This is a genomic window from Pseudoalteromonas sp. T1lg76 (genome assembly GCF_002964725.1).
In the GTDB taxonomy this organism is placed as follows: Bacteria; Pseudomonadota; Gammaproteobacteria; order Enterobacterales; family Alteromonadaceae; genus Pseudoalteromonas.
The window spans coordinates 53,209-77,489 of record NZ_PQCE01000014.1 but is presented as its reverse complement, the minus strand read 5'-3'; the positions used below and the strand labels follow the sequence as shown (position 1 = coordinate 77,489).

The window sequence follows — 24,281 nt, the reverse complement described above, 5'->3', positions numbered from 1 at the left end:
GGTGAATAGACTGGTGTTAATGCCCTGAATGTTACATAATTTGGCGGCACATTTCATTACGCTTCTTTAATTATTTATGCAGTTACTATGTTTGGATTAGGCTCAGGTAAAAAACCCTCTTTGTTTTCAAAACGCCGGGGTTCACAATGGCAGGAAGAATATAGACAACATCTGGGTCGCTATCGTAGCGCCGCCTTTCCCGTAGGGGTGCCAGAGACCGCGGTACAGGCCAGCAGTGAGCAAGGTTTATGCAGGCTTGTTATGCCCTTCGCCTGTGCCCAGGAAGCGCCGGAACTCGGTGCTTTTCTAAGCGAGCAATTGAGCCGCCAGATACAGGTGGACATTGAAGTGCAGTTGGCGGAAAAACCGCGTTTTGCCAACATTAAACACATTATTATGGTGGCCTCCGGCAAAGGTGGTGTGGGTAAATCAACCTGTGCCGTCAATTTGGCCATGGCACTGTGCCATGAAGGTGCCCGAGTCGGCATCCTTGACGCCGATATTTATGGTCCTTCTATTCCCTTATTGCTGGGTCTGCAAGGTCAGAAACCTCAGGCCAAAGACGAGAAAACCCTGCTGCCCATGGAAGCCCATGGTCTAAAAGCCCAGTCTATCGGCTTTTTGGTGGACCCGGACGATGCCACCGTATGGCGCGGGCCCATGGCATCCCAGGCCCTGGTACAACTGTTGAATGAGACCCAGTGGGGCGAGCTGGATTATCTGATTGTCGATATGCCACCGGGTACCGGCGATATTCAGCTGACCATGTCGCAAAAGGTACCGGCATCGGGAGCGGTGATCATCACCACACCCCAAGATTTAGCCCTGGCCGACGCGCAAAAAGGGGTGGCCATGTTCAATAAGGTGAGCGTGCCCATTATTGGTTTGATGGAAAACATGAGTCAATTCCAATGCCCCCATTGTGGCGAGTCGAGCCATATTTTCGGCGCCGACGGTGCGCTACAGCTATCCCAGCGCTATGGTGTGCCTATTTTGGCGCAATTACCGCTGGCGATGGAAATTCGTCAGTGCTCCGAACAAGGCGGTGACCTGAGCGACGACTATCAGGATATGGCTGCCTATTTTGCCGCGGCGGCGCGCCTATGCGCCAGTCAGCTTTATTATCAACAAGGCGCTCAGCAGGGCGTAGACATTATTATAACGGACGACTAACCATGCGTTTATCAGATACCCATATAAAAGAATACCTAAACGATCAGCGCATCGTGATCACTCCGCAGCCCGACGAGCAGATGATCTCAGGCGTCAGCGTCGATTTGCGTTTGGGTAATAAATTTCGCGTGTTTCAGGATCACTGCGCGCCGTATGTAGACTTAAGCGGCCCTAAAGAGCAGCTTAACGCGGCGATGGAGTCCATTATGAGCGATGAAATCGTCATCAAAGAGGGCGATGCGTTTTTCCTGCACCCGGGCGAGCTGGCCTTGGCCATTACCTATGAATCTGTGACCTTGCCGGCTGATATCGTCGGCTGGCTCGACGGTCGCTCGTCATTGGCCCGTTTGGGTTTGATGGTGCATGTGACCGCGCACCGCATCGACCCGGGCTGGAGCGGCAATATCGTGCTTGAGTTCTGTAATTCCGGCAAGCTGCCACTGGCGCTGCGCCCGAATATGAAAATCGGTGCGCTGAGCTTTGAAACCCTTTCAAGCCCGGCGGAAAAGCCCTATAACGCTCGCGCCGATGCCAAATACAAGGGGCAAAACAGTGCCCTGGCAAGTCGCATTGGCGATGAAGGCCAGCAATAAGTCAGCCTAAAGCTTAGGTCTTTACCTTTACTATGTATACCGCCCTGATCTTCGGGGCGGTTTATTTTTATCCGAGCGATTGCCCTAAAATAGCAAAATATTCCCGAAAACACGGCGCCAGTTTTGCCGCCTCTTCCTCCTTAGGGTAAGCGCCCAGCTTTGCCAACTCCCCCTGCTTGGTACCACTGACCAAATACTGGTTTTTTATCTCGGCATTTTGCACATAGTGCTCAAATGCGCGAGCGCTCAGCTCTTCTGGCATGGCCAGGTAATATTGACCGGCACTGGCATCAAGTAGAGCACAGCGCTTTAAATAGGCGGAGCTATCTGTGCTCTGCTCGTTTAACAGGATGTGCTCTAAGAGCTGTAACAGGGGTTGATTAAGCCGGTGTGGATTATAGTCATCCCGGGTCAGCCAGAGTTTGCTGGCAAACGCACGCTGGGATGTTGGCCCGGTAAATAAAAAACGACTGATGTAATGATCAAACGCATGCCACCATTCATGGGCAAAGGCGCCACTGCCGGCGTTTTTCGCCAAGGCCAGGGTGCGGGTGCTGCTTTGGTAGTGGGCTTGAACCCCAAGGCGGCCGCCCTGAGCAAAGGCCAGGGTTAAGGTTTGACGCAGGCCAATGACTTGCGGGGGAACGGCCAGTATTTGGGTGAGATCCGCTAAGGCATCATAAACCAGGTTGGCGGCTCTTTGGCGCTCTTCGTTATTGACCCAGCGCCCCACACTGATGGCACGCAGGCCAAAGGTGGTACGCACTTCACTGAAATCCACATCCACGCCAAAGCGATAATCCGGACCACGGCGGTACTTGTGGTCCATAAGCGACGAGGTCATTTTTGATAACGCTGCTTAACGGCGGCGGGCATCTGCTTGGTTTGCATGGTGACAAAACCATCAAGCAAGTGCAGCAAGGGGTGAGTGTCGAGCCCTTCTAATTGCGCCAAACAATAGGCGCTGGCCTCAAGCGTTGACAGGCTTTGCTCACGGTTGGCCTTGCGAATATGGTAGCGATTGGCAGGAACCTGGGCAAAACTCAACGCCTTCAGCTTATGTAGCCAGGGGTTTTGTTGCCATAACCTATGCACCTTACTCCAGGTGCCATCGAGGACAATAATATGCTCAATGGGGGCGGTGCATTGTTCCACCGGCTCCGCTGTGTCAGTGGGATATAAGAGCGCACAGGCTTTATCGGCAATGGCGCGCACTTCGGAAAAATCCTCAGGGTGCTCGCCCACACACAGCTGCATATTGGTCAAACCCAGTTGCAACAAGGGGGTGGTGCTTTTGGCCTGCTTCTGTTCATGAGGATGTTGTAAAACCCAAAGCTTAATGCGGTTGTTTACCTTGGTGACAAAGGGGCAAACACAGCTGCTGGGTGGGTAATGACAGTGAGAACAAAGAAGGCGAGCCATAGTAACAGAGGGTTTTACTGATATATGGCGTTATTGTACTGGTTTTAGCTATTTGCTCCAAGTTGCGCATTTGCTATCCTCGGGCTGGACACTGAAGACCAAAGGAAAAGGCAGTATGGATATAAAAATTGATGAATCGGCCTTGATGGCGATGCATGATTTACTCGGCGAGCATTTCGATGAGATCTTAGTGTTTTGTTTCAGTGAATTCAGCCGCTTACATAGTGCCTTTCAAGAAGCGCTGGGCAGTGAGCAAAGCGATGCCATTCGCAATATCCATAGTTTAAAATCCAACGCCGCCCAATTTGGCGCCGTCACCTTGGCGGATATGGCGCGCATCATAGAGCATGGTTTGAGCCAGGGTGAGCATCAAGCTATACAGGCGCAAATCGATGCGCTTCCCAGTGTCATAGAGCAAAGTATTGTGCTGATCAAACAGTGGCAACAACAAATTGAAATTAATTCATAGATAAGGGCATTTCGCATATAGCTATTTCCCTCTTGTGCCGATAATCTAACGGTAATAATCATAAGGGGGAAGGCATGTCAGAAATATTAAAAAGTCAGAAGTTACATGGGGTTTGCTACGATATTCGTGGACCCGTGTTGGCTGCAGCCAAGGCCATGGAAGATGAAGGGCAAAAGGTACTTAAGCTTAACATCGGTAATCCTGCGGCCTTCGGCTTTGATATGCCCGAAGACATGCTTAAAGATATTATCCGCAACCTAAGCTCGGCGCAGGGCTATTGCGACTCCAAGGGTCTGTATTCGGCGCGAGTGGCGGTTTATCAGCACTATCAACAGCGCGGTTTGCATAACCTCAGCATAGACAATATTTTTATCGGCAATGGTGTCAGTGAGCTTATCCAAATGGTCACCCAGGCACTGGTGAATAATGACGATGAAATCCTCATCCCGGCGCCGGATTATCCCCTGTGGAGCGCTTGTGTCACCTTGGCCGGCGGTAAGGCGGTGCATTATCGCTGCGATGAGCAACAGGACTGGTTTCCGGATATCGAAGATATTCGCAGCAAAATTACCTCCAGAACCAAGGCCCTGGTGCTTATTAACCCGAATAACCCAACCGGTGCTGTGTACAGCAACGACCTCTTGCTTGAGTTAATCACTTTGGCTCGCGAACATAATTTACTGTTATTGAGCGATGAGATTTACGAAAAGATTCTTTATGACGGAACCAGTCATAGTTCCATCGCCTCCTTGTGCGACGATGTACCAGTGATCACCTTTAACGGCTTGGCGAAAACCTATCGCGCCGCTGGCCTGCGCATCGGCTGGATGGTGTTGAGCGGACCAACGCAGCGCATGAGCGATCTGATTCAGGGCTTAGACATGCTGGCCTCCATGCGTTTATGTGCCAATGTGCCAGCCCAATACGCGGTGCAACAGGCTTTGGGTGGGGTGCAGTCCATCGATGCGCTAATCGAACCCGGCGGTCGTTTATACGAGCAGCGCAATATTGCCTGGAAGGGATTAAACGATATTCAGGGAGTTAGTTGTGTGAAGCCACAGGGCGCGCTTTATGCTTTTGCCAAGGTGGATACCAAGCGCTTTAATATCACCAATGATGAAACCATGGTGCTTGATCTGCTGAGACAGGAAAAAATCCTCTTGGTGCATGGCCGCGGTTTTAACTGGCCGGAGCCGGATCACTTCCGTGTTGTATTTCTGCCTCATAAGGATGAGTTGGAACCGGCGATGCAGCGCTTAGGTCGCTTCTTTGAGCGTTATAAACAAGAGTAGTAAGTTAGAATTTAAGAAAAGCAGCGCACTGGCGCTGCTTTTTGCTTTTTATGAAGTCTTTATTCTGGGTCGCAGAGTGTGAGAACATAGCGTTCATAGAGCTCATCAAGGTGAGTAATAATCACTTCTTTCCCTGCCACCTCAGATTCAATCAGGGCATCGGCTATGGTGCTCGGATTTTGCCAGTTTTGTAATGTCTCGGCACTGGATATATGGCTGATATGCCAAGGCTCGGCGGCAACACCGCCCTGATATTTTAGATAGGGGCGATAAAAGCCAAACTCCTGCAGATGCTCCCTTAGCCAGAGGTTAAGGTTGGCAAAGGGGCCGGTGTCGGCATACTCATCCGGGCTTAGCTGCAATTGATAATCCTCGGCTACCACACTTGGGTCCCAGACATCGAAATCACTGCCGAAGTGATGGCGGCTGGCACCCGGCAGCGCCGAGTAAAGCATAATGGCATGCAGGCGATCCAATGGTGACAGGCTAGTCAGGTCAACCACTTGCTGCTGGGCATCAAAAACAGGTCGTACACCTTGATACTTGTTATTCCAAATCATCGCCTGGCGGGAAAAGGAGCGAAACGCCGAGGCTATACGCAAGTCAATGCCATCGGCTTGAGCGCCTTGTTGCAGGCGCTGGAAGTCTGCCAGTGCCTCTCGGTTGAGGCTATGGCCTTGCCAGTCACACAAGTGTTCTTCACTGCGCCCGGTGGCGCACAAGGCGAGCCTCATGTGAGCAGCCGCCTTAGGATCCCTTCGTAGATCAGCGCCAGTTTTTCCAGGTCATCACAACTGACACATTCATCGACCTGATGAATGGTGGCGTTACGCGGGCCTAGTTCAATCACTTTAGCACCTGTGGGAGCAATAAAGCGGCCATCTGAGGTGCCGCCACTGGTTTGCAGCTCGGCCTGATAGCCCATTTGCTCTTCAATGGCACCTTGTACCGCTGCGGTTAACTCGCCGGGCTCGGTGATAAAGGGTTGGCCGTTGTGCGTCCAATCGAGGTCGTAATTAACCTTATGCTCACCTAGCAGGGCCACTACGCGGGATTTAATCTGCTCGGCGGTCAATTCTGTGCTATAGCGAAAGTTAAATTGTATCTCCAGCTCGCCAGGGATCACATTCCCCGCGCCCGTACCGGCATTGATATTGGAAATTTGCATGCTGGTGGCAGGGAAAAATTCGTTGCCCTCATCCCATTTTTCCTGACACAGGGCCTGTAAAAAGCCGCTGGCCTGGTGCACCGGGTTATCGGCCAAATGAGGATAGGCGACATGACCTTGTTTGCCCTTAACGGTCAAATACGCGGTGAGTGAGCCTCGGCGGCCATTTTTAACTACATCGCCGAGCTTGTCGGTGGAAGAGGGCTCGCCGACAATACACATATCGATTTTCTCGTTGCGCGCTTCCAGGGTGTCAATCACCCTTGTGGTGCCGTTGATAAAGGGGCCTTCTTCATCCGAGGTGATCAAAAAGGAAATTGATCCCTTATGTTCGGGATGCTTGGCAACAAAACGCTCGGTCGCCACCACCATGGCGGCAAGGGAACCCTTCATGTCGGCGGCGCCGCGACCATGCAAATAGCCCTCATGCTCGGTGGCGGCAAATGGCTCAAAGCGCCATTTTTTTTCATCGCCCACGGGCACTACATCGGTATGGCCGGCAAAGCACACATTGGGCTTGCCCTGACCCTTGCGCGACCAGGTGTTAAGGGTATCGATGAAAAACATAGGCTCGTTGGTAAAGCCTATTTTTGCCAGACGCTCGGCGATAACATGCTGACAGCCTTCGTCTTTTGGGGTTACCGAAGGACGGCGGATCAAGTCTTTAGCCAAGTCAATGACTGCGCTCATAGTCTTTCCTATGCAAAAATGGCGTCGTATTCCGCCGCCTTAAAGCCAATTAGATGATGCTCGTCGGTGCGCAGAATTGGGCGTTTGATTAAGGCAGGTGATTCCAGCATCAAGGTCATGGCCAGTTCCTTATTCAGCTGCTGCTTTTGCTCGTCGCTGAGCTGGCGGTATGTGGTGCCGCGTTTATTAACCATGGCTTCCCAGCCGAACAGGGCTTCAAGTTCAGTAAGTAGCGCTAAATCCAGGCCCTGTTTGCGATAGTCATGGAATTGGTAATCTACATTATTATTTTCTAAATGTTTTTTTGCTTTTTTAATGGTATCGCAGTTGCTGATACCGTACATAATAGTGGTCATAATCTGTCTGTAGCTTTAGTTGCCGATAAAGAGTAAGGATTCATTGGCCGCAACCTGTTGATAGCAAGAGCAAATCAGCGGCGACGGCGCGAGATTAGTGATCATGATAGCGGTCAAGGGCGCAGATTTAAACTGCCGCAGGTCGAAATAAGCAATTTCTTCGCAGCGCCTATGTTTTATGAACGTACGTTATAGCCTTCTTTTTTTAACGAGTTCATGGCGTTTTTCGCCTCTACGCCTTTAACTAGGATGTAATCCGTATCAAAGGTGGAAATGGCAAAGATGGAGATATTCGCCCGGGCCAGAACCCCGGAGATGTTCGATAAAATGCCGGTAAGGGAAAAGCCTAGTGGCCCCAGCACTTCGAGTGCCACCCAACCTGGCTCCTGCTCCAGACTATCAAGCGCGATATCACTGATACAGACGATGGACAGCTCTTCGGCGGTTTTACCAACAAAGTAGACCTCGCTTTGAAAAATAATATTCGGGATGGCAGCGGAGCTGTCGAAGCTGTGAATGGTAAATTCATGTGGGAGTAATTGAAGCGTTTGTTTGGCCATACCGTTCCCCTTGGGTTAAGTACAAGTTATACCCAATAAGGGCAATTTAATCCAATGCAAGTTGCTCACAATTGCTGTGGATAAGTTTGGGGGTAGGGTGGTCGGTAAATTGTATCTATTTGAAATTGCTTGAATTATCTTGTTTGGTTGTTTATTGATCAGTAAGACTTTGTTGTTGCTAATAACGAAATAAAAAAGGGCACAGCATCGGCTGTACCCTTCTCATTTTTGCTCCAGGTTGGCAGCAATTAGGGTTCGGCCTGATCCGCCTGAATTGCGGTCAGGGCTATGGTGTAGACAATATCATCCACCAAGGCACCGCGGCTAAGATCGTTGACCGGTTTACGCATGCCCTGCAGCATAGGCCCTATGCTGACTAAATCGGCGCTACGCTGTACCGCCTTATAGGTGGTGTTGCCCGTGTTCAAATCAGGGAAGATAAACACGGTTGCCTGACCGGCGACCGGACTGTTCGGCGCCTTTTTACGGGCCACATTCTCCATGATCGCGGCATCGTATTGCAGCGGCCCGTCGATGATCAGATCAGGGCGCTTTTGCTTAGCCAGCTCAGTGGCTTCGCGTACCTTTTCAACATCGGCACCGGCGCCTGAGCTGCCTGTACTGTAGCTGATCATCGCCACCCGAGGCTCAATGCCAAAGGCGCTGGCAGAGTCGGCGGATTGAATGGCAATGTCCGCCAATTGGGCGGCGGTTGGGTCTGGGTTAATAGCGCAGTCGCCATATACCAGCACCTGATCCGGCAGCAACATAAAGAAGACAGATGAAACCAGGGACGAGCCCGGCGCGGTTTTGATCAACTGCAGTGGCGGGCGAATGGTATTGGCCGTGGTGTTAACAGCGCCTGATACCAACCCATCTACCTGGCCTTGGGCTAACATCATGGTGCCCAGCACCACATTGTCCTTTAGCATTTCTTCGGCTACCACTTCGGTCAGACCCTTGCTCTTACGCAGCTCCACCATGGGCGCCACATAGTCGCGACGGATCTGCTCCGGGTCGACAAGATGCATGCGCTCATTTAGCTCAACCCCTTGTTGTTCGGCTATGCGGGTGATCTCCGCTGGGTCGCCTAGTAACACGGTATTGGCAATGCCACGCTCGCCACAAATCGCCGCCGCTTTTATGGTGCGCGGCTCTTCGCCCTCTGGCAGCACTATGGTTTTATCGGCGCGACGGGCCTTGTCTGTTAACAAATAACGAAATGCCGGAGGCGACAGCTTACGGGTTTTTTGCGATTGCTGCGCCAGGCTATCAAGCCAGTCGGAGTCGATAAAGGTGGCCTGGTGTGACTTTACCTTATCGACACGCTGCTCATCATCACAGGGGACTTCTAAGTTGAAGTTGTGCAGCAGCAAGGAGGTGCGCCAGGTATCGTGCTCAGTAGCAAGAATAGGCAATCCGGTTTGCTCCATGGCCTGGTGGCAGAGCTCCATAATGCGCGGCTCTGGGTTAATTCCGCCAGTCAGTAAGATGGCACCTATCTTGGTACCGTTCATGGCCGACAGGCAGCCAGCGACTAACACATCGGAGCGATCGCCCGGTGTCACCAGCAGCACACCGGGAGTGATATGGTTGAGCAGGTTTGACACGGTGCGCGCACAGAAGGTTACCCGGCGCAGACGACGGTGCAGCAGATCGCCTTGGTGGATAATGCGGGCATCCAGGTAGTTGGCCAGGTCAATAACACGAGGCGCTACCAGCTCAAAATCCCAGGGGATGGTGCCAAGGAGTTGGAACGGATGCTTGCGAAATAGAGGCATAGACGCTAGGCGGTTCACTTCGTTATCCAGTAAATCCGGATTAAACTGCTCCACCAGGTCGGCCCGGGCACGGCCTTGCTCATCAAGCGGTGCATTGACCTTGTTAAAAATACAGCCCAAGACTCGTGGGTGGGCAATGCCGCCATAGTTGCCGGCGGCGATTTCCAACTTGTCTTCAAGCTCTTCCACCGTGTCGTTGCTCGGGGTCAGCACAAAAACGATATCGGCGCCCAGAGTCTGTGCAATTTCACGGTTAACACGCCCGGCATAGGGCTGGTTACGGGTTGGTACCATGCCTTCGATAATGGTAATTTCATCGTCATTTATACCACTTTCAAAGCGCTCAACGATTTCTTCGAGCAAGGTGTTACCATGGCCATCGCCGATCATTTTTTCTGCATAGGCGAGGGAAATAGGCTCGGGCGGATTAATGCTAGAACCAATTTTAACTATGGCGGTGGACTTTTCCGGGCCACATTCACCACGGCGCGGTTGGGCTATGGGTTTGAAGAAGTTGACCTTCAGGGCTTTTTGCTCCAGTGCCCGTACCAAACCCACAGAGACCGAGGTCAGTCCCACACCGGTGGACACAGGGATCAGCATAATACGTCTAGACATGATTTAGGCTCCTTTAGCCAGACGCGCAGCGTCCTGACAGATCATCCATTCTTCATTGGTCGGTACCACCATGGCGGTCAGTGGGCTGTTAACACTGGTGATCACGCCACTTTTGCCAAAACGGGCGGCGAGGTTGCGTTGCTCGTCAATTTGCCAACCGAGGAAGCTCAGATGCGCAAGTACCTTGGCACGAATAATATCTGAGTTTTCACCTATGCCGCCGGTAAAGATGAGGGCATCTAAACCATTTAACGGTACTAGGTAAGCGGCAATTTGCTTGGCCAGACGATAGCAGAAGATATCCAGCGCCAAGGTCGCCTGCTCATGCCCCTCTAAATAGGCTTCTTCTATGGTGCGACAGTCATTGGACAGTTCGCTAATGCCTAGCAAGCCGCTTTGCTGATTCAACATGGTGTTGACCTCGGCGACCGAGTACCCAAGCTGGCTGGTAAGGAAGTCGAATAAACCCGGGTCGATATCGCCGCTGCGAGTACCCATAACCACGCCTTCAAGCGGAGTCAGGCCCATGCTGGTATCGACGCTGGCACCATTTTTAATGGCGCACACAGAGCAACCGTTGCCCAGGTGGGCGGTGATCAAGCGATGATTGTCCGCAGCTAACCCGAGCGCCTCAACGGCCTGGGTTGAGACATAATGATGGCTGGTGCCATGGAAGCCGTAACGGCGTACACCGTGTTCTTTATATAAAGAATAAGGGAGCGCATATAAAAACGCGTGTTTTGGCATGCTTTGGTGGAAAGCGGTATCAAACACGGCCACCTGCACCAGTTCAGGAAATGCTGCTTGCGCTGCCTGAATACCGGTCAGGTTGGCAGGGTTATGCAGTGGTGCTAATTGGGCGGTCTGGGTAATGGCGTCAAGCACGTCCGGGGTGATCAACTGGGAGCCGGTAAACTGCTCACCGCCGTGCACTACACGGTGGCCAACGGCGATTAAATCTTTAGCTAGATCATATTGGTGGATCAGCGTGACTAGGGTGTCGATGGCGATTTTGTGATCGGCACCGGCGGGTAAAGCGTTTTGCTCTTTGTTGCCGGCGAATTTATACTTTAAGGAGGCGTCGTCGTTATGAAGGCGCTCGGCTAAGCCACTTAACAGTTCATCGCCGCTGCTGGCGTCGATAACTGCGAATTTTAGGCTTGAGCTGCCGCAATTTAAAACTAGGACGTGTTGTACAGACATTTGGTAGACCCGTGGTTGAAAATCAGAAATTAAACCCCACGTTTACCTAAAGTAATAGCTTTTAACCTGGTCATAATAACTATGACCAAAGGCTACATTTAGACTAAGGTATTATTGCAGTGGGACCGACTATTTTACCTTATTATTGCTACTAAGCGATAGTTGTAAGGGGCGTAAATGCAAAACAGTATGATGACACAAATTCAGCAAGGGCATAGCTACGCCAAACTCTGGCCGCTGCGCCGTGAATTGGCGCCCATGTTTGTGGAAAATCGGATTATCAGTGCCACCTTGTTTGCCATTAAGGTGATGCCGTTGCTGGCGCTCACAAGCCTGGTGGTGCAATTACAATTACTGGGTCAGCATTATCTGGGGCCGGCGCTGGCCTGCGCCTTATTAATTCTCTCCCTGCCGGTGCAAGGTCTGCTGTGGCTTGCGAAGCGAGCCTCCTCGCCGCTGCCACCTGCTTATGCGCATTGGTATAAAGAGCTGTATACGAAAATGGTGGCCCAGGGCTATCGTGGTGCTCCGGCCAAGGCCAAGCCGCGATATCGCGAACTGGCCCTGCTACTTAAGGATATGTTCGATAAAATGGACAAGGCCTTTCGTCAGGATATCTTCTGAAATTCGCTGAGGTAAAACTCGGTTGCACCTTAAATTCTGCTCTTGCTGCAAGCTGTGCCAACTGCTCGACACTGAACTTCCAGGCAAAGGGGGTCATCAAGGCCAAATCTCTTGCCTGTTCACCTGTGAGGGTGAGGGTACGGCTCAGTAGTTGCTCGGCGCTGCGAGTAAAGCCTGTGGGCGTGTCTAGCTGTTGATGCTCGCGCACTTCATTATAGATAATCTCTTTTAGCTCGGCCAAATGCTTGGGGCCGGGTGAAGCCACCACCAGATATCCCTGTGGCGTCAATAGGCGGGCGCTTTCTTCGGCAAAGATGGGGGCAAATACACTGGTCACAACGGATGCAGAGCCTGCACTCAGGGGGATCTGCTTGCTTGAGGCCACCGCAAATTCGCAGTTGCTATAGCGTTTGGCGCCATAGCGTACAGCGGGTTTGGCAATATCTATGCCGTACACCTGTCCCCGGTGCTCTAGCTGGTTTGCCAGCTCATGGGTGTAGTAGCCTTCACCGCAGCCCATGTCTATCACCCCCGTCTCGCTTTGGTGTAAAGCAGCAACACGTTCGGCTAACGCCTGGCGCAGAAACTGATAATGGCCGGCGGATAGAAAACGACGTCTGGCTTGCACCATATCCTGGTTATCGCCGGGTTGTTTTGATTTCTTATATTGCACCGGTAATAAATTGATATAGCCTTCTTTGGCGTAATCGAATTGGTGGCCGGTGTCACAGCTTAGGCTGTTACCCTGACGGGTTAAGGGCTGTTGGCATAAGGGGCAGCAATAAGCACTCATGGTGCAAGGTATTCCTTATCGTAAAAGGTGCGCACCCAGTGCGGGCGGTAGATCACCAGCAGGGTCATGGCCATGCCGGTGAGCATGGCTTCGGGGAACCAGATAAGCGCACTTAAAATCACATAGTTATCCATCAGCATAGACCATTCATAGGTGCCGATAGCCCAGTAATAGAGCGCACCGACAAAGATCTTCAGGCAATTGGCCAACGCCGCACAGAGAAAACTACAGATGAAGATATAGATAAATAAATGACGTGGCAGCAGGTTATAAACCAGCACAAAAACGCCATAGCTAAAGTAAATGGGAATAAGTGCAGTGGTGATAGCAAACACCGCAGCGTTTTCCCAAGGTATGGTTGAAAAGCTCGTAAGCAAGGCGGTGGCAAGTACAGCCGCCAGGCTGGCTAAACGCCAACCTAAGATCAAGGTCACCGCGGTAATGCCGAGAATATGTATATCTAGGCCCGGGACTATCCCCGCCTTAATGCGCCACAGCAGCGCCAACACTAGGGCACAGGCAAACAGACCGGTTTGTCTTGCCGGACGTTGCCACAGACCGCTCACACTGGCTTTATCTAGGGTGAAAAACAGTATGAGTAAGACGGCAATAAAGCTTACGAGCATGGCAATTAGCCCTCGAAGGTACTCCAGACAGGGGCGTGATCCGAAGGTTTTTCGATGCCGCGCAGTTCATAGTCTATGCCGCTTTCCGCCAGGGATTGCGCCAAGGCAGGAGTGGCCAGAATAACGTCGATACGCAGGCCGCGGTTGTCATCAAAGCCCTTGGAGCGGTAGTCGAACCAGGAATATTTGTCGTCAGTATCCGGGTGCAGTTGTCTAAAGGTATCCACCAGACCCCAATTTGTGAGGGTGGCCAGCCATTGTCTTTCTTCCGGCTGGAAGGAGCATTTACCGGTTTTTAGCCAGCGCTTTTTGTTGGCCTCACCGATGCCGATATCCAGATCGATTGGCGAAATATTAATATCACCCATTACCACTAACTTGCTGTCTGGGCTGTATTGAGTGTTTAGCTCGGCCATCAGATCGCTGTAAAACTGACGCTTATAAGGGAACTTGGTCTCATGGTTGATGTTATCGCCCTGGGGGAAATAACCATTAAGCACGGTGACATCTTCCCCCTGAGCATTTTCCACTGTCACCGCTATCATGCGCTTTTGGTGCTCTTCGGTGTCGGTGGAGAAGCCTTTTTTCACCATTTTTGCCGGCTGCTTGGTCAGCATGGCGACGCCGTAATGGGCTTTTTGACCATGGAAATACACGTGATAACCCATGGCCTCGACGTCAGCGACGGGGAACATTTCATCATGCACCTTGATTTCCTGTAAGCCGATCACATCCGGTTGATGCTTGTCGATAAGTGCTTGAAGTTGATGAAGGCGAGCGCGTAAGCCATTAATATTGAAAGAGATTATTTTCATTGGCGATAAATGATGAAAGTTATTATAAGTAGGGCGTCAGTGTAGCATTTTGCTCTCTTAGAAGGAATCGCCAGAGCCAGGCACAGGGCGCTTTTTAACGCCCCGTGCCGTGAATCAATCACTATGGTTAGTCGAGGTGACTAAAGATATTGGCCTTGGCTTTATCGGCAATATAATCAATGGCCTTTTGCGCTCTGACGCTGTTACCGGCCGCATCGAGGCGCGGTGAAAAGGCGGCGATGGCGAACTTACCCGGCATAATGGCAATAATACCGCCGCCGACCCCACTTTTCGCCGGTAAGCCGACCGTATAGGCCCATTCGCCGCTGGTTTCGTACAAGCCTGCCGTGCTCATGACCGCCAGCACCCGCTCAACATTATCAGCGCGCATCAATTGTGCGCCGCTGATGGGGTGGGTGCCGCCGTTGGCGAACACTGAGGCCATAATAGCCAGGTCTTTAGTGGTGACGCCCACGGAGCACTGGCGGGTGTAGATATCCAGGTTGATATCCACATCGCCGTAGAAACGCCCGTAAGATTTAAGCAGCTCGGCAATGGCCAGGTTATGGCCATTACTGCTGGACTCGGAGCGATACACATCCTCAAGCACGTCTAGCTTGGTGGTGGCAAATTTTCCATACCAGGCACTGATCGCCTGCCATTTTTGTGCGGCGCTATCGCCCTCTATCAGGCTGACTGTGGCCATGGCTCCGGCATTCACCAAGGGATTGACAGATCTGGCCGGATTAAGCTCGATGGCGGTTACCGAATTAAAGGGCAAGCCGGTGGCATTGGCACCGATTTTATCCAAGATGGCCTCGGGTCCTTGTTGCTCCATGGCCAAAGCCAGGGTAAATACCTTGGAAATAGACTGAATAGAAAAGTGGCTGTCTATGTCGCCCTGGGTAAAAATCTTGCCGTCTGTGGTAACCAGGGCAATGGCAAATTGCTCGCTGTCGACCTTGGCAAGAGCGGGAATATAATCCGCATTGGCGCCGCTTTTTTCGTCTTTATACAGGGTATGGGCTTGAGCAAGTATCTGCTCCACCTTGGCTGTGTCATAGGGGCGGGCATCGACTTGAGTTTGCAGGCCGAGGGCCGATATCAATAGTAGCGAGTAGAGTATTTTCTTCATGTATATCAGTCCTTATCGTCCTTAACTGCAAATAGGGCGTGAATCGCGCCTTAAGTTCCTAATATTTAAAACCAAAAGAGGTTTGCAAACGTAAGTTGTCGCCCTTATCGCCACGGTAATTCTCGAGCTCACCGTATTGCAGCTCAATACCGAGACGCGACATTGTGGTCGGGTTGTAAATCAGGTTCACCGTACTGTAGAGGCTGTTATTGAACGACAAGGGATGCTGGGTGATGATGTTGTCTATATCCACATAACTGATGCCGATGGAAGAGGTGTAGTTGTCGTTCCATTGTTTATCCAAATAGATAAAACCCGCCGTGGCGCCTATGGCGGTGAGCTCGCCATTGCCGTCGAGTCCTGCATCACTGCCGCCGGTGATATCGGCGTAATAATGGCAGCAGGGATCGTTTAGGTAGCGGCCTATGCCTTTACCGTTGGCGATTTGAAATTTCAGACTGTGACTGTAATTTACATCATAGGTGCCGGTGACATTAATGCCCCAGCCCCACACCTTATCTTCTTGCAGGTTTGTTTTGTATCCCAAATAGCGCAATAGCAGTGCGGTTTTGATATACCCCTGATCAAATTGATAGGTATAACTGGCGCTGGCATCGGGCCAATCGTTTTGTTCGCTATAGTTCAGGGACTCAGGATCAATATTAACCGGTAACGCCAGATCCGCATCTGAACGTTCGATACCTAAGGCCCAGAAGCTGCCATTGCCTAAGCTGCGGCGATAACGAATTTGCGGGTGACGGGCAAAGACCATGGCCGATGGGCCCCAATAATCGAGGATATTGGGAAAGGAATTGATGTCCATAAAGCCGCTAAAGGTCTGCCCAGCTCCCCAGTTGCCAAGCTCACCCCAAAGGTGAGTGAGGTTAAAATCGGCATTACCGTCGCCATCGAACATATCAAATTCAAAGCGGGTGGTCATATCGCCGTGCTCGGTTGGGGTGTGACTGCGAAAGGAGAGCTTGGATTGTCCCGCGTTGAGCAAGGTCTTATCGTCGCTGGCATCTTCGTCAAAGAGAATGGACGAGGTTTGAAAGGCGCCGCGATTGGCCATGTCGCCATCGTTATAAATGGCATCGAGCCAAATTTGCCCGCCTATTTGCAAGGTGGTGTCCGAATCGCTTAAAAAGATGCTCTTTGGTGGCGTTTTAAAACGGTAGCTGGGACGTTCATACTCCTGATAAAGGCGACCATTAAGCTTGCTTTGAGGTTGTTCGGTTTGGGTTTTGACCGTAGCCAAAGGACGCTTAATGGCAGCAATTTCAGCGTCTTTAAGCTTGAGCTGCTGTTCTATTTCGGCATCTTTGCGCTTTAACTGCTGTTCTAACTCAACAATACGACGCTCTAGCGCGGCCAAGCGCTCTTCAACGGTGGCACCTTGTACCGCCGGTGCTAGCAATAGTGCCGTCAGGGCAAGGCCTAAGGCTTTGCCACCGACTTTGGTGGAGGCTTTTCCAGCGGCGCGACTGTGCGGTAAGAGCTGGGTTCGTTGTGCAGGATTTAAGGGAGCCATGTCCACTCCTATAACTCGACGGCAAAAGTTACGATCATCTTATAGTCATCCTTTTTCGGCACTGTGCCATCGGCATTGGCGATAGGAGATTGCAGATGATCCCAAAGCAGTGATATGTCGAAATCAATATCACTGGTGATATCTATTGAGGCACCCATCAGGGCATGCTGGGCATTGCCACCGGCCGCTTGCTCGGCAAGGGTAAAACGATAGTCAAAGGTTAAATCTATGTCCGAGGTCAGCTCGTAATCCATATTTGACGAAAAATAAACTGAGGTCGTTGAGTTGCTGCTGGGAGCGTCAATACCGACATTGGCAAATTGCGTTCTTTGATAGGCAGGACCCGTGCCTATATCCCATTCCCAGCGCTGATTATCAATGACGTAATAACCTATACCGGCGCCGAGCGTGTATTTATGGTCGATATTCTGAAATGGGTCGCGATAGTATTCGAAAAACACTGGGCGAAAATACAGGGACTTGGTATAAAACCAGTCAAAGGTGCCGCTAGCACGGACATTGTTTTCAGTGACCTCTTCATCGTTGCTGGTGCGTGCCGCTAGGGCGTTGATCAGCAACCGATTGGTGGCGGTGCGCCGTTTGATATCAACGGTGGCGGAGAGCTCACTTTGCTCTGTGTTGCCCCGACTTAAATTAGCGCCGACACCCACCTTGGCATACCAGGCGCCACCGGCGTCCTTGGCGCTGGCGGCGATAGACACCAGATCTTTGGGTAAATAGGCCAGCTTAGCTGCGCCTACCTGTACATAACTTGGGCCGATCAACAAGGCGCCTTCGCTGACATGGCCGTCGTTAAAGCGCACGCTATGGGCTCGCCCGGAAATCACCATGTCGACGTCTTCACGGTCGATAAACAGGGTGTCGAGTATGTCGCTGTCAAACTCAATTTGTTTGTCGTACATGGCTTTAAATTCACCTTTTAGCCATTCGCCTGAGCTCAGGCGGATCCAGTCGTATTTATCTATATCTTTAACAATGGCTTGGCGTTCTTCCAGATATAAAGGTGCTTGCTGCTCGGCGTCGACGCTAGGTGTAAGCACCAAGGCGAAAATGACAATAACCAGGGCTATAAATGGCATCCGATTTCCTTTATAGGGGTATCCGATTAATACCAATTCACTTAAATAGCTAATCATTCTAGCGGGCTCAATATCATGCTAACGGCGTTGGAATTTATCTTTGTAGCAAAACTACATAAGAAAAATTCCGCCTTGTTATCACATCATTTAGCCAACGCTATCTCTGATCACATACTCAACAGAATTGGTATAAGGCGAATAAATGCAAGCAATTACATCAATAATAATAGGCCAATATGGCGAGGGTACAACTGACCGCAGTGGCAAAACCGTCAGAAAAGGGAGAGTCAATACGAACTGCTGCTAAATAAACGTTGATGGGTTTTATAGGCATATTCGTCGGTCATGCCACTGAGGTAGTCACACAAGACTCTGTAGGTGCTGGTGCCGGTTTTTTCCGCCTGACGATAGGCGACGGCTGTGGTTTCCGGCAATAAACGTAGCGGATCGCTGGCAAAGACTTCGAATAATTCGATGATCAGTTTCTGGCCATTAAATTCTATCTGCTGCATGTGTGGGGCACGAATAAGGCGCTTATAAATAAATGTTTTTAAGCAATCCAGTAGCGCCTGATAACTTGGCGGCAAGACCACCTGGTAGCCAAGCATAGCGCAGCTAAAGTCGCCGTCGGTGGGTACCAATTTAGCTTGTGTGATAAAGAGGTTCACCAGCTCGCCTATAAGGTCCTTGCGCTGCGCCTCACACTGGAAGAATAATCGCTGCGCCATATTGGCACCTTCGAGCCAGGGACAGTCGAGCTCAGCCAACATAGGCTCGGCGTGGGACTGCCAGTCGTGAATGGTGATCTGCTCGGTGGCAATGGCATCTTCGAGGTCATGTACCGCGTAGGCGATATCATCGGCCAGCTCCATCAGAGATGCATCCACCGACTTATACAGGGTTTTGGCGCGAAAGCTATCCTGGGGCTGGTGACTTTGAAATAAGGTCCTGTCCGCGGCGCTCAAGGGAGCGAAGATCCAGTCTACCAAGTCACTGTCATCACTATACAGGCCCTTGGCCGGGCGCCATTCATTGGCCTTAATATAACGCTGCTGCGCCGGCTCGGATGGCTTGCTATGCCACAGGGTATCGAGCAGTGCCGGGTATTTTATAAAACCCAACAGGGTGCGGCGGGTCAGGTTCATACCAAAGCCCTGGGTGTAGGGTTCAAGCTTGGCGACAATGCGTAAAGTCTGAGCATTGCCCTCAAAGCCACCGTGTTCACGCATCATGTAATTTAGAGCAATTTCACCGCCGTGGCCGAAGGGTGGATGGCCTATATCATGGGCTAAGCACAAGGTTTCCAACAAGGAATCATCGGGCAGACAGGTGATATCGGGATGTTGTCGGCTCAGATGGCGCAGCAAGCCACTGCCTATTTGCGCTACCTCTAAAGAGTGGGTGAGGCGAGTGCGGTGAAAGTCGTTCAGGCCAATGCCCATGATTTGCGTTTTTGCCTGCAGGCGACGAAACGCGGCGGCATGAATAATACGCGAGCGGTCGACCTGCCACGAAGAGCGGTTATCGTTGGGGCGATGCTTATCTTCACCTGTGCGTCTTTGTTGCCAAATATCGGCCATGCAGTGCTCGTAACCCTGAGTATTATGTACTGAGTGTAAACAATAAATAACTCCTTGTCTTGTATGATGTTAGTGGCAAAGTAGTGATTATTTCGTATTTGCTTCTGTTAGGATATAATGCGCCGTTTGTTTATCCAGACATATGAATACTAGAGGTGTCATGATCAAAAAACTGGGACTCATTCTATTTACTATCATCTCCATTACCGCCCTGGTGTACCCCTTTATCTGGGGGCCGCAGGAGCAGAGTGCGCAAGTTACAGAGTCAACGCCAGAGCAAGCTGTTAAAAAGCCAGTGGTGGAAAAGCCAAGGCACAATGTTAAACTGCCTGACTTTGCACAAGTTAACGATATTAAAGAAAAAAAATCCCTGTTTTTTGACTTTATTCGTGGCCCGGTGGAAAAAGCCAACAGCCGAGTGCGGGATCAGCGCGCGACTTTAGAAATCGCCCTGATGATGATTCAGTATCAGCAGGCCTTATCCGCCACTCAAGAGCAAAAGGTAGAGGATATTTTTGCCGAATATGGTCTTGTGGATGAAGAGATAAGCGAGCTGTCATTGCAACAGGCGCTGCGTCGCGTTGATGTTATCCCCAAAGAGCTGGTGATGATGCAGGCGGCCAATGAGTCGGCCTGGGGTACCTCGCGCTTTGCTCGTATCGGCTTGAACTTTTTTGGCCAATGGTGCTTTAGCGAGGGTTGTGGCCTGGTGCCTAAACGCCGCAATCAGGGGGCCAAACATGAGGTGGCCGTGTATCAGTCGGTACAAGAAGCGGTGGATGCCTATTTCTATAACATTAACACCCATAATGCCTATCGTGAGCTGCGCGATATTCGCGCCGAGTTGCGCCAGGCACAACAGCCACTGACTGCCAAAGATCTGGCCTATGGATTAATGTCTTACTCCGAGCGCGGTGAAGCCTATATTGAAGAGCTGCACGCAATGATAGACCATAATGAGGCGTATTTTGATGAATAAACTGACTTCCTGGGTATCTCCGTTATTAATCTTATCGTTTAGCGCGGCTGCTGAGCCTGTGGTCATGTCGTATGACGGCTTTTATGACCGCATGGAAGTCGTGAACGAGGGCGAGTACCAATATGCACAGGTTGGTTTTTATTTAAAAACCTATGCTGATGCCAAGCCCTGTGAGATCGCAGCTGGGGAAATCTTAACGGAAAAGCAAAGTTACCCTTTAACTTACGACGACCAAGGTCAGCTGTTCCTGCCCTTTGATAAAGAGCTAGATACCCACAAAGCCATGGTGGTGGTGACCCCAGCCAATGCCGGCGGCTGTCAGTTAAGCATACAGATTGAAGCAAAAATGCCGCAACAGGGGATCACTGCAGGGCAGTTATATCAGGTGAATAATGAGCTTGAGGAGCTGTTGGCGGATCTTTCCGGCTTCTTCGTCGGCACCCTGATGTCTTTCTTGCTACCGGATCAGCAAGGTATTCAACTGCACTTTACTGGCTCTGTGCCCACCGATGTCCCTTCCGACTGGCAGTGCGTCGACACCCGCTGTAAGGTCAAAATTAAAAACAAGTGGGAAGATAGCGAAACCGTGCTGGTGGACGGTGCCAAGCTGGCTCGTATCACCCCTTGGATTGATAAAGGTTAATCATTGACCATAGTGCCCGGTGCCGCCGGGCTACTGACCCACCCCGTTTCAACCAGAAACAACCTTGATTGTCTGTGCTACGGCAGACCACCGAAAATTCTTCCTATTGCTCGCTGCAAAGTCCTGCCTCGCTTCTATACTTTCTACGAGTGTAACGGCGGTGACCCGTTCATTTTTGTATTATGCGAATGCCTCGATCGCCGTTAAAAGCAAGCAACGAGGAATAGAAAATGAAATACATATCCAAAATTGGAGCCATGCTGTTTGTGGTCACCTCAGGCGCAAGTATGCAGGGCTTGGCAACCGAACCCTGCGGTGATTTCGGAGAATGCCTGGCTCTGATTGAAATTAATGCCAGCGACGGAGACATAGGTTTCCACTTTTTATTTGACGGTGACGACCTTGAGTCGGCGCGGCTGACGGACCCAGATGGCGCCAAATTGTTCGAGTACAAGGTAGGAGGGTCATTGAAGGAACAAACCTTGACCGAAACCTTTGCCGAAAGCGCCGAACCCTTGTGTTGGAATGATCCAAAAGCCGAAGAGGATGAAGAAATAGTCACACTAAGTGAGTTTCTAGAGCGCTGGCAACCGGGCATTTATATGGTCACGGGCAAAGGAGAAGAAGGAGAAAAAGCCGAAGGCGAGACCATGCTTACCTATCACCTACCGGCCGCGCCTGCCAATGTTTCATATAATGGTGGAGTGATCACCTGGGAGCCGGGTAACGATCTTGGTAAATGTGCGACCAGTGGCGAACTTGATGACTTAGTCAATGATGGTAGCTTGCCTATGCACCCCGAATTTGTAGCCGTCGGTGCGTGGGAAGTCGTTATGGATACCGTTGTCGAGGATGGAGATCCCTTGGCGAAGATGAAATTCAGTGTTCGGGTGCCCGCATCGGCGTTTCAGGTTGCGGTCTCACAAGAGTTTTTGGATGCCTTGCCGGCAAATACGGAAATGAAAATTGAAGTGGGTGCCATAGGAGTCGACGGCAATGCCACCTTTACTGAAACCGGTGATATTTGTGTCAATGAAATTGAGGAGGGCTGCGAATAGGCTAGCCGCCTTATACATATGAAAAAAGCGCTGATTAGCGCTTTTTTCATGGTGACATTAAGTCAGTTCAATAATTGTAGGGGTTGTATCGGCGACCTCATCTTCCTGGTCATAGCCTACGGGGATGACGGGTACCTCAGGTTTATCCATCGCCGTGTCACCGCCGTCGATCACCTCACCGGTTTGTAAGTCGCTAAAGGCAAATAAATTTGTATCGGCCAGGTGCGAAGGTACGACGTTTTGCATCGCAGTAAAGATGCTTTCGATGCGTCCCGGGTGTTGTTTATGCCATTGCTGCAACATGGCTTTGATGTTTTGTCGTTGCAGATTTTCCTGTGAGCCGCACAGGTTACAAGGGATAATGGGGAACTGCTTATGCTCTGCATACTCGGCAATATCCACTTCTTTGCAGTAAGCCAGTGGGCGAATAACCATGTGCTGGCCGTCATCGCTCATGAGTTTAGCCGGCATACCCTTTAACTTGCCACCATAGAACATGTTCAAAAACATGGTTTCTATCATATCGTCACGGTGATGGCCCAAGGCTATCTTGGTGGCACCCATTTCTTTGGCGGTGCGGTATAAGATGCCGCGGCGCAGACGTGAGCACAGCGAGCAGGTGGTTTTACCTTCGGGGATCTTGTCCTTAACGATGGCGTAGGTGTCTTCCTCGACTATCTTGTATTCAATACCCAGCTCATTGAGGTACTGAGGCAAAATATGCTCAGGGAAGCCTGGCTGTTTTTGGTCCAGGTTTACGGCGAACAGCTCGAAGTTGACTGGTGCCGAGCGTTGCAGGTTTTGCAGTATATCCAAAAGGGTGTAGCTGTCTTTACCACCAGACAAGCACACCATGATGCGATCGCCTTCTTCAATCATATTAAAGTCGGCAATGGCCTGACCGGTATGGCGGCGTAAGCGCTTTTGCAGTTTGTTGAAATTGTATTGCGCTTTGGCTTGTGCTGAATGCGACACCTGGGCACCCTCTAAGGCTAAAAATCAAAGGCGCGTATTATAGGCTGACGCACTCGAGGCATCAAGAAAAAGGCAGCGGATGCTGCCTGAAGGTGTTGAAAATTGGTTTTGGGTTAATCTTCCAGTGGACTGCGATAGCCATCTGGTTTAAGCGCCAGCACGTCACAATCCAGGCTGTCGATAACATGCTCGGCGGTATTACCCACCAAGGCAGCGCTGAGTCCGGTACGACCCACTGTGCCAATGACCACTAACTCGCTGTCGAGCTTTTCCGCCAGGCGCGGCAGTACGTCTTCCGGCAGGCCTTCTTCCACATGTTGATGATTTTCAGGGATACCGAATTGCTTACCCAGCTCACGGGTAGAACTGAGGTGGTGCTCTTTTACCGTTTCATTGTATTGCGACGGATTAAACTCGGGAATTTCGATGGCGATATTGACCGGTGTAGCCGGGTAGGCGTTAACCAAGTGCAAGTCACCCTTGGCAATCTTGCTGATAAACTGGGCATCTTTGATGATGCGCTCGCTGAGTGCCTGATGCTGTTCATCATCGCTTGACGCATTCACTGCCGCTAGAATAGCGCCACCAACCAACCATTTGTGGTCTTTCACCAACAATAATGGTGTAGGGCACTTGCGAATAAGGTGCCAGTCGGTGGGGGTAAAGATCACAGATTTTAGGGCATGATGTTGATGTGTGCCCTTGATCACCAAGTCGTACTCATGCTCTAACACCTCACGAATAATGGCTTCAAAAGGACGGTTATGCCAGACCACCTTGGTATCGAAGCTGATATCCTGATGCTGCGCCGCCAAAGATTGCAGCCATTGCTCTTTATCGGCTATTACTGCTCTGCGCATGGCTTCGCGCTCATCGCCGCTGAGCATGGTGGTCATTTCATAAGAGAAATCGTAGATGGATAAGAAGGCGGTAATGTTTGCGCCAGTGTTACGCGCTATTTCCGCGGCTCGAGATAAGCTCTGCTGTGCCTCGACGGATGGGTCAACAACTGCAAGTATACGTTTAATTTTATCCATAATGCGCCTCCTTAATACCTAATTTTAAGAGTATTTCAATACAACTATGAGTGTAATAGA

Annotated in this window: 25 protein-coding genes; 8 read left to right on the top strand and 17 right to left on the bottom strand. The window is 50.9% G+C overall.

From position 1 onward, the window contains the following. Window positions 1–87 precede the first annotated feature (87 nt). Window positions 88–1,173 (top strand): iron-sulfur cluster carrier protein ApbC, encoded by a 1,086-nt coding sequence (gene apbC, locus C2M35_RS06630; RefSeq protein ID WP_105264902.1) that lies wholly within the window; start codon window positions 88–90, stop codon window positions 1,171–1,173. Window positions 1,174–1,175: 2 nt separating this feature from the next. Next, the gene (gene dcd, locus C2M35_RS06625; protein ID WP_105264901.1) at window positions 1,176–1,766 is read left to right on the top strand and encodes a dCTP deaminase; all 591 of its coding nucleotides are present in this window, start codon (window positions 1,176–1,178) and stop codon (window positions 1,764–1,766) included. Between the two features lie 67 nt (window positions 1,767–1,833). On the opposite strand, the gene C2M35_RS06620 is transcribed toward dcd, so the two are convergent. Together C2M35_RS06620 and C2M35_RS06615 are read right to left on the bottom strand one after the other, a co-directional pair. Further along, window positions 1,834–2,610 carry a CLCA_X family protein gene (locus tag C2M35_RS06620; protein WP_105264900.1) on the bottom strand — a complete coding sequence of 259 codons (777 nt, stop codon included), beginning with the start codon at window positions 2,608–2,610 and terminating at the stop codon, window positions 1,834–1,836. Further along, a complete protein-coding gene (locus C2M35_RS06615; RefSeq protein WP_105199802.1) occupies window positions 2,607–3,188 on the bottom strand; it encodes a tRNA-uridine aminocarboxypropyltransferase in 582 nt (193 codons plus the stop codon). The genes C2M35_RS06620 and C2M35_RS06615 overlap by 4 nt, the downstream gene beginning before the upstream one ends. A 115-nt stretch (window positions 3,189–3,303) precedes the next feature. Between C2M35_RS06615 and C2M35_RS06610 the strand changes: the two genes are divergently transcribed. Next, a complete protein-coding gene (locus tag C2M35_RS06610; protein WP_105264899.1) occupies window positions 3,304–3,657 on the top strand; it encodes an Hpt domain-containing protein in 354 nt (117 codons plus the stop codon). A gap of 74 nt (window positions 3,658–3,731) precedes the next feature. Further along, entirely contained in the window at window positions 3,732–4,949 is a 1,218-nt protein-coding gene (locus C2M35_RS06605; protein ID WP_105199804.1) for a pyridoxal phosphate-dependent aminotransferase, read from the top strand. A 59-nt stretch (window positions 4,950–5,008) separates the two neighbouring features. Here C2M35_RS06605 and C2M35_RS06600 read toward each other — a convergent pair whose 3' ends face one another. The 6 genes from C2M35_RS06600 to C2M35_RS06575 form a co-directional block, all read right to left on the bottom strand. Continuing rightward, window positions 5,009–5,683, bottom strand: a complete 675-nt coding sequence (locus C2M35_RS06600; RefSeq protein WP_105264898.1) for a M15 family metallopeptidase — start codon at window positions 5,681–5,683, stop codon at window positions 5,009–5,011. Further along, window positions 5,680–6,807, bottom strand: coding sequence for a succinyl-diaminopimelate desuccinylase (gene dapE / locus C2M35_RS06595; protein WP_105264897.1), 1,128 nt, complete (start codon window positions 6,805–6,807; stop codon window positions 5,680–5,682). The genes C2M35_RS06600 and dapE overlap by 4 nt, the downstream gene beginning before the upstream one ends. An 8-nt stretch (window positions 6,808–6,815) precedes the next feature. Then, entirely contained in the window at window positions 6,816–7,163 is a 348-nt protein-coding gene (locus C2M35_RS06590; protein WP_105264896.1) for an ArsC family reductase, read from the bottom strand. Between the two features lie 176 nt (window positions 7,164–7,339). Continuing rightward, window positions 7,340–7,723: an ACT domain-containing protein gene (locus C2M35_RS06585; protein ID WP_105264895.1), complete on the bottom strand. Its 384-nt coding sequence runs from the start codon at window positions 7,721–7,723 to the stop codon at window positions 7,340–7,342. Between the two features lie 248 nt (window positions 7,724–7,971). After that, window positions 7,972–10,122 carry a phosphate acetyltransferase gene (gene pta, locus C2M35_RS06580; protein WP_105264894.1) on the bottom strand — a complete coding sequence of 717 codons (2,151 nt, stop codon included), beginning with the start codon at window positions 10,120–10,122 and terminating at the stop codon, window positions 7,972–7,974. A gap of 3 nt (window positions 10,123–10,125) precedes the next feature. Continuing rightward, window positions 10,126–11,325 (bottom strand): acetate kinase, encoded by a 1,200-nt coding sequence (locus C2M35_RS06575; RefSeq protein ID WP_105213543.1) that lies wholly within the window; start codon window positions 11,323–11,325, stop codon window positions 10,126–10,128. Window positions 11,326–11,502: 177 nt separating this feature from the next. Between C2M35_RS06575 and yfbV the strand changes: the two genes are divergently transcribed. Beyond that, a complete protein-coding gene (gene yfbV, locus C2M35_RS06570) occupies window positions 11,503–11,949 on the top strand; it encodes a terminus macrodomain insulation protein YfbV (protein ID WP_105199811.1) in 447 nt (148 codons plus the stop codon). On the opposite strand, the gene rlmA is transcribed toward yfbV, so the two are convergent. From rlmA to C2M35_RS06535, 7 genes are all read right to left on the bottom strand, one after another. Further along, the gene (gene rlmA, locus C2M35_RS06565; RefSeq protein ID WP_105264893.1) at window positions 11,897–12,742 is read right to left on the bottom strand and encodes a 23S rRNA (guanine(745)-N(1))-methyltransferase; all 846 of its coding nucleotides are present in this window, start codon (window positions 12,740–12,742) and stop codon (window positions 11,897–11,899) included. The two genes, yfbV and rlmA, sit on opposite strands and share 53 nt — an antisense overlap. After that, window positions 12,739–13,368 carry an energy-coupling factor ABC transporter permease gene (locus C2M35_RS06560; protein WP_105264892.1) on the bottom strand — a complete coding sequence of 210 codons (630 nt, stop codon included), beginning with the start codon at window positions 13,366–13,368 and terminating at the stop codon, window positions 12,739–12,741. Before C2M35_RS06560 ends, rlmA begins: the two co-directional genes overlap by 4 nt. Before the next feature lie 5 nt (window positions 13,369–13,373). Continuing rightward, window positions 13,374–14,183, bottom strand: coding sequence for an exodeoxyribonuclease III (xthA, locus tag C2M35_RS06555; protein ID WP_105259264.1), 810 nt, complete (start codon window positions 14,181–14,183; stop codon window positions 13,374–13,376). Between the two features lie 127 nt (window positions 14,184–14,310). Next, window positions 14,311–15,318 (bottom strand): glutaminase A, encoded by a 1,008-nt coding sequence (gene glsA / locus C2M35_RS06550; RefSeq protein ID WP_105199815.1) that lies wholly within the window; start codon window positions 15,316–15,318, stop codon window positions 14,311–14,313. Between the two features lie 58 nt (window positions 15,319–15,376). Next, window positions 15,377–16,849: a DcaP family trimeric outer membrane transporter gene (locus C2M35_RS06545; RefSeq protein ID WP_105264891.1), complete on the bottom strand. Its 1,473-nt coding sequence runs from the start codon at window positions 16,847–16,849 to the stop codon at window positions 15,377–15,379. An 8-nt stretch (window positions 16,850–16,857) separates the two neighbouring features. Then, window positions 16,858–17,949: a DUF481 domain-containing protein gene (locus tag C2M35_RS06540; RefSeq protein ID WP_158677929.1), complete on the bottom strand. Its 1,092-nt coding sequence runs from the start codon at window positions 17,947–17,949 to the stop codon at window positions 16,858–16,860. 287 nt (window positions 17,950–18,236) lie between these two features. Next, entirely contained in the window at window positions 18,237–19,529 is a 1,293-nt protein-coding gene (locus tag C2M35_RS06535; protein WP_105264889.1) for an anti-phage deoxyguanosine triphosphatase, read from the bottom strand. 160 nt (window positions 19,530–19,689) lie between these two features. Between C2M35_RS06535 and C2M35_RS06530 the strand changes: the two genes are divergently transcribed. The 3 genes from C2M35_RS06530 to C2M35_RS06520 all read left to right on the top strand — a co-directional run bounded on the left by C2M35_RS06530 (window position 19,690) and on the right by C2M35_RS06520 (window position 22,209). Then, window positions 19,690–20,508, top strand: a complete 819-nt coding sequence (locus C2M35_RS06530) for a glucosaminidase domain-containing protein (RefSeq protein WP_105213549.1) — start codon at window positions 19,690–19,692, stop codon at window positions 20,506–20,508. After that, the gene (locus C2M35_RS06525; RefSeq protein ID WP_158677928.1) at window positions 20,501–21,151 is read left to right on the top strand and encodes a DUF2987 domain-containing protein; all 651 of its coding nucleotides are present in this window, start codon (window positions 20,501–20,503) and stop codon (window positions 21,149–21,151) included. Before C2M35_RS06530 ends, C2M35_RS06525 begins: the two co-directional genes overlap by 8 nt. A gap of 230 nt (window positions 21,152–21,381) precedes the next feature. After that, window positions 21,382–22,209 (top strand): hypothetical protein, encoded by an 828-nt coding sequence (locus C2M35_RS06520; RefSeq protein ID WP_105213550.1) that lies wholly within the window; start codon window positions 21,382–21,384, stop codon window positions 22,207–22,209. A 57-nt stretch (window positions 22,210–22,266) separates the two neighbouring features. Here the strand turns inward: C2M35_RS06520 and ttcA are convergent, their stop codons facing one another. Both ttcA and uspE read right to left on the bottom strand, forming a co-directional pair. Then, the gene (ttcA, locus tag C2M35_RS06515; RefSeq protein ID WP_105213551.1) at window positions 22,267–23,184 is read right to left on the bottom strand and encodes a tRNA 2-thiocytidine(32) synthetase TtcA; all 918 of its coding nucleotides are present in this window, start codon (window positions 23,182–23,184) and stop codon (window positions 22,267–22,269) included. 113 nt (window positions 23,185–23,297) lie between these two features. Continuing rightward, the gene (uspE, locus tag C2M35_RS06510) at window positions 23,298–24,221 is read right to left on the bottom strand and encodes a universal stress protein UspE (RefSeq protein ID WP_105199823.1); all 924 of its coding nucleotides are present in this window, start codon (window positions 24,219–24,221) and stop codon (window positions 23,298–23,300) included. Window positions 24,222–24,281: the final 60 nt, after the last annotated feature.